This window comes from Pelatocladus sp., assembly GCF_059505505.1.
In genome coordinates this window covers 7736-12883 of sequence record NZ_JCACKS010000057.1, presented here as the reverse complement: position 1 = coordinate 12883, position 5148 = coordinate 7736, and the positions used below count along the sequence as shown (strand labels likewise).

Genomic DNA, 5148 nt, shown 5'->3' with positions numbered 1-5148 from the left:
AGGTCGATACATTCGCAATGCAGGTCGATACATTCGCAATGCAGGTCGATACATTAACAATGCAGGTCGATACATTCGCAATGCAGGTCGATACATTAATAATGCAGGTCGATACATTAATAATGCAGGGAGAGCATCCCAAATGTTTAAAATCTCCGCGACTTCTAGTCGCCAGGTAAGTTTGAAAAATTGGGATGCTCCCGATTTTTTGAACATTTGGAATTATCTCAGTACACGAGTACTTGCTGAGACTTCGTTGAGAAAGTGGTAGTATGCAAGTATCAGTGATTTTGCAGGTGCATTGGAGAAAAAGAGTGGACTTTACTAGTCGCGAGTACTCGTATAAAGGCTTAAGATTTCGAGCTTACTGTAATAAAAATGGAAAAAATGGAAGGCTAGTTTTAGAGGATATTGTTAGTATCCTACTAGAATTATCAAATGATAGTAGAAATCCTCAAGAAGTTACCCGTGAGAAATTGCAGCAAATTAAAATTGAAACCACTGAATATGATGGGTTTCATTTAGTTAGTGCAGATTCCATGCTCGATTTCTACTTGGAGTGTGATGATATTTCTAATCCTAATGACTCTACAGAATTTGGAGAGTTAGCTGAGTTGTTAGCTGGTCGAATGACAGAGATATTAGAAAAAGACCTGGTGATCTTAGGTAAAACCGCGTTTCTCATCCCTGAATGGAGAAAAGCAGCTATCCAGATTACCAACGAGTACTGGAATGAAATTGTAGACAAATCTGGCAAAATAAACCTAAGAACTTGGTTAGAGCGTACGTATAAGTTAGAGGTATATTTTGTTCTTAATTGGGTAGTGATTAAATTCAGAAATGTAATAAGCCCTACTTTCAGAGCAACCAGTGGGACAAGACCAGTAAAAGACGAATCCAAGAATATTTTTGAACCTCATGAGTTTGCAATAATTGAACCCTTGATCACAGATTATCTGTCTAACACTAATGAAGAGTGGCGGAATGATATTAAGAAAAAAGTTGATAGTGAAAAATCAGAATCTTTTAATAAAATTAAGCAAGATATAGGAAGACTAAAAGCCCAAGGAGACGCTACTGAGAAAATTATTTACGAGTTGTTTAATGTTACCCAAGACTCTCATATAGTCGAAAAGTATAGGAGAAATTATCTCTAAGCTGATGTGCATTTAAACTAGGATTTTTGAGAGCTATACTGCTTACTGTGTCGAGATTGCTCGCTCGATTTAAATGCTGAACAGCTTATGAGTCGCTAGATATTTATATTAACTGTGTTCCTAAAAGCAAGTAAGCTCAACCCATGATTACAATAGATGAGATTGTTAGCTTACTCCAAAGTCGTAACTTTACAGTAGATCCTAAAGAGTTACAACTTTTCAAGACTCCCAGAGTGAAGCTACCAAATGATTATTACCTGAAATTTTATCCTGACCCTGGTTCTGGTGAATACGAAGCTTGCATTACTCACAAATCAATTTGTCAAACAACATGGCGCAATATTGATGTACATTCATTAACGCTTGCTCTAGACTATGTTGAAAACATTTTAGCTATTGCACCAAAAACCTCAATTGAGCAGACACCAACATCTGTTATCGAACCAGTGCAACAATCTGTTGCCGAACATAGTTCAAGTAAAGACCCTATGCCTTTAATAGCAACAGCTTTTGCTATTGCTTGCGTGAGCGTAATAGCGTCTATTGGGATTGTATCTGTCAACTTGAAATCATGCAATTCTAATATTACACAACCAGTCCAATTACCTGTCAAAAAAAGATAAGTTTATTAAAAACTAAAAAAATACTAGGTGAAATATCAATACTGCTCGGTTAATGATTTTTCGTCAGAATTTTGTCATGTAGAGACGTTGCAGTGCAACGTCTCTACAGGGTTTAAATGTCAATAGATTTATCTTCTCGAAGCAGTATTGGAACACATTCTACTTAAATTTGATGAAAATAAGAGATTTGCAAGATTTAATTCGGATTTTTGAGTTAAAAATCTGTTTTATGACTTGTGAAGCTAATTTCAAACTCAAAAACTTGATTTACGCCAAAACTTGATTTACTTCAAGATAACAAGGGAATACTTGCTAAAATACCTGCTCTCCACTAGAATCAAATGTTTTTGATCTTAAACGAAATGCTTTATCCCCCTTGTCTCCCCAATCCCCAAAATTAATCCTGCACTTGCCAAATCTTAATAATATTCTCCGCACTACCCCCACTAGCAAGAGTCTGCCCATCTGGGCTAATAGCAATAGAATAGATATAACCAGAATCTTTTTTGAGAGTACGAATTGCTTTTCCTGTTTTCAGATTCCACAGTTTAATCGTATTGTCACTACTACCACTGACAAGACTGATTGAATCTAAAGATTTATTGTTAGCAGTATTAGATATAAAAGCAACGGAATTAACTTTATCAGTATGGGCTTTTAAAGTCAGAGTAGCTTTTCCCGTTGCCAGATTCCACAGTTTAATAGTTTTGTCTTTACTGCCACTAGCTAGGCTAGCACCATCGGGACTAAAAGCTACAGAAACAATCAAATCAGAATGTCCTTTTAAGGTACGGATATTCTTGGCAGTATTGACATTCCACAGTTTAATAGTTTTATCCCAGCTACCGCTAGCAACAGTTTGTCCATCGGGACTAAAAGCTACAGAAGCGATCGCCCCAGAATGTCCAACAAGAGTGCAAATTTCTTTTCCGGTTTTGACATTCCACAGTTTGATCGTCTTATCTAAACTAGCACTAGCAAGAGTTTGTCCATCAGGACTAAAAGCTACAGAAGTGACACCTGCTTTGTGTCCCTTGAGAGTGAAAATGTCGCTTCCGGTTGCTAAATCCCATAATTTAACTGTTTCGTCTGCACTTGCACTCGCAAGAGTTCGTCCATCGGGACTAAAGACGACACTCCAAACCCATTGAGAATGTCCCCGCAAAGTCTGAATTTCTTTTTGAGTTACTAAATCCCAAATTTTAATAGTTTTGTCGTCACTACCACTAGCCAGCTTTTGTCCATCAAAGTCAAAAGCGACAGAATTAACATCGCTAGCATGTCCTTTTAAAGTGCTAGGCTCGTCAGATTTTTGAGTTACAGTCACAGTCTCTTGCGGTGGTTCAGGATCAGCAGACTGAGTTACCTGTGGGCGAGACTGAAAATACCAAACTCCTACTAATGCCAATATGACAATTACAGCATTAATGAATAATTTATTTTTAAGCTTTTGAGTTGATTGTGCAAAAAATCCGCCTCTACTTTTTGACGAACCTGACAGTACAGTTTCATCAAGTTCTGGTAATGGTGATGGTTGACGTGATAAATCTCTAATTACATCATCGGCTGATTGATAGCGTTCTTGAATCTCTATCTTTAGCAGCTTGTCCAAAACCCTACCTAATTCCATTGAAAGGGCGAGTCCACCTCTACTAGGAGTACTAAAATATTGCCACCAAGATGACACCCAACCATAGCCTTGTTGCATCCACAATTTTGATGGAGAAGTTCCAGTTAGCAGATAAAAACAAGTGGCGCCCAAACTAAATAAATCACTAGCTGGATAAGCTTCTCCATCCTGCATTTGTTCAACAGGAGTATACCCATGTGAACCAATAGTTGTTCCCATCTTCGGCTGTACTGTTGTTGTCAGCAGCTTTGAGGCTCCAAAATCAATTAATACTAGCTCTCCTTTTGAATCTCTTTCTCTAGAAGGATGCAAAGTTTTACGACGAATAATGTTTTGAGGTTTGATATCTCGGTGAACTACACCATGGTCATGAATAAATTTCAGAACTGGCAATAAATCTAATAAAAGTTCTCGAATTTTCCTCTCACTAAATCTACCTTGCTCCTGCAATTCTTTTAATAAATTTTGTCCATCTATATATTGTTGTACTAAATATAAATAGTTATCTTGCTCAAAGTAAGCTAGCAGGTGGGGAATTTGTGGATGTTCTCCCAACTCTTCTAGCCTTTGGGCTTCCTGTTCAAAAAGCTGGACAGCTTTTTTTAATGCCCCTGTGTCTTTGACTTTTGGGGCGAGTTGCTTAACAACGCATTTAACATTTAGTTTGTCGATATCTTCCGCTAGATAGGTGATACTAAATCCACCTTCTACAGACAATCTGTCAATAACACGATAGTGACCTCTAAGCAGAGGTACTAGTGGGGTTCCACAATTCTGACAATATTGGCTATCATCAGGATTTAAAGGATGTTGGCAATCAGGATTCAGGCAGCAAATCATACTAGCAAGAAATTTGCAGCTTGAGTATATATTAATTCATGACGTATCATTTTGCTATTAATTTGCCAAAATAAACTTTCTGACTCCAGAATCAATCTACTGGTAACTAAGCAATTTAAAATTAAAGTATAGGATATTTTTCTATAATCGTGGTTGCCAGTAGTACAGACGCTGGTATTAGTACATCTATGTTCACATTTTATATATTACCAAATAAGCACGGAAACAACATTTTTTAACAGACTTGTACAGTTATAAATCAAAAAAGCATGAATAATACTTATATTCAGTAAATACTACGCAAAGCAGATAAAATATTTTTTCAGTAGTGAATATATCAAACTTTTAATAAAAACAACTATCTAAAGTAATATAAAAGTAACCTTTTACTACAATAAACATCTAATTTATAAAATATGCCATAAGTTAAAAACAACTAAACTTATTTTTACTGGAATTTCCATCACAATCAAGATGATTTTTCAGGTAGATTTAGAATTTTTAAAACTATTTTTTTCGTATTTCATATATTATCCATGTATCAGAATTATGAGGAGTGACATGTTCGTAGTAAAAAATAACAAAAATTTTTGGAATAAATTTGATTTAGCCGTAATTATTTCTTTGAGTAGTAGTTTGTTAATCACAAATTATGCTTTGCCTATAGCTGCGTTGGAAATTCCTAAACAGTCGGAAGAATTCACAATTGCTAAAACACCAGATGAGAGACAACCAGAAGCAGTCCAACAGGCGATCGAGCAAATTCCTGTTACGCAACCATCTCCAGCCGCTCAAACTAATCAACCGATAGAATCTCCCATCCCTTCGACACCCGCACCATCTCCAACTCCTACACCTACTCCAAAACCTCAACCTTCTGGTACTGGTTCTACTCCAA

At 36.5% G+C, this 5148-nt stretch carries 4 protein-coding genes and 1 pseudogene; 4 read left to right on the top strand and 1 reads right to left on the bottom strand.

Features of this window, described 5'->3' with window-relative positions; translation table 11 throughout:
• The 3 genes from AC5JMK_RS05815 to AC5JMK_RS05805 all read left to right on the top strand — a co-directional run.
• A partial coding sequence (locus AC5JMK_RS05815) for a hypothetical protein (RefSeq protein ID WP_495909625.1) occupies positions 1–271 on the top strand: 271 nt, incomplete at its 5' end.
• A 1-nt stretch (position 272) separates the two neighbouring features.
• Positions 273–1157: a hypothetical protein gene (locus tag AC5JMK_RS05810; RefSeq protein WP_495909624.1), complete on the top strand. Its 885-nt coding sequence runs from the start codon at positions 273–275 to the stop codon at positions 1155–1157.
• A 143-nt stretch (positions 1158–1300) separates the two neighbouring features.
• The gene (locus tag AC5JMK_RS05805) at positions 1301–1780 is read left to right on the top strand and encodes a hypothetical protein (protein ID WP_495909623.1); all 480 of its coding nucleotides are present in this window, start codon (positions 1301–1303) and stop codon (positions 1778–1780) included.
• A gap of 397 nt (positions 1781–2177) precedes the next feature.
• On the opposite strand, the gene AC5JMK_RS05800 is transcribed toward AC5JMK_RS05805, so the two are convergent.
• A complete protein-coding gene (locus AC5JMK_RS05800; RefSeq protein ID WP_096675213.1) occupies positions 2178–4250 on the bottom strand; it encodes a WD40 repeat domain-containing serine/threonine-protein kinase in 2073 nt (690 codons plus the stop codon).
• Positions 4251–4811: 561 nt separating this feature from the next.
• Between AC5JMK_RS05800 and AC5JMK_RS05795 the strand changes: the two are divergent.
• Positions 4812–5148 (top strand): annotated as a pseudogene (locus AC5JMK_RS05795) (peptidase); the annotation flags it as partial.

Coding starts and splice junctions, on each gene's coding strand:
- AC5JMK_RS05805 (WP_495909623.1), top strand. CDS start 1,301: ATGATTACAATAGATGAGATTGTTAGCTTACTCCAAAGTCGTAACTTT.
- AC5JMK_RS05800 (WP_096675213.1), bottom strand. CDS start 4,250: ATGATTTGCTGCCTGAATCCTGATTGCCAACATCCTTTAAATCCTGAT.
- AC5JMK_RS05810 (WP_495909624.1), top strand. CDS start 273: ATGCAAGTATCAGTGATTTTGCAGGTGCATTGGAGAAAAAGAGTGGAC.